At 64.5% G+C, this 471-nt stretch carries 1 protein-coding gene; it reads left to right on the forward strand.

All coding sequences use genetic code 11. The features are described from left to right. Positions 1-471: hypothetical protein (locus HCK04_RS40570; protein ID WP_168066715.1), on the forward strand; the 471-nt coding region annotated here is incomplete at both ends.

Consider the following 471-nt stretch of genomic DNA (forward strand, 5'->3'; position numbering starts at 1 on the left):
GGGCTGGGAGCTGAACACCGGGTTCATCGAGCGGTCGTTCGTGTCGTGTTCGGGGTATGCGAAGTCGGGCCGGATGGGCTACAACACCGCCCAGGTGGGGTGGCCGGACAAGTGCTGGGAGTCGCCGTACGGGGATCCGACCTCCTCGAAGCTGACGTTGTCGCTGGACGGCCGTTCCACGGACATCGTCAAAGACACCTCCGGCAAGTGGCGCACGGTGGAGGACTACGGCTGGAAGATCGAGCCGATGTCGTCGCAGTCGTGGTGGCGGATCACCACCCAGGATGGCTCGGTCTACCGGTTCGGCTACAACACCGACTCCTCGCTGGCGATGGCGTTCATCGGTGACGACGAAGGCGAGCCGTGTCATCAGTACTACCCCGAGCCCGGCAGCGGCGAGGACAGCGTTCAGCAGCTCTGTGAAAAGCCCTGGCGCTGGATGCTGGACCAGGAGGTCGACCCGAACGGCAA

Origin of the sequence: Microbispora sp. CL1-1 (genome assembly GCF_012034195.1) — a bacterium.
Taxonomy (GTDB): Bacteria; Actinomycetota; Actinomycetes; order Streptosporangiales; family Streptosporangiaceae; genus Microbispora.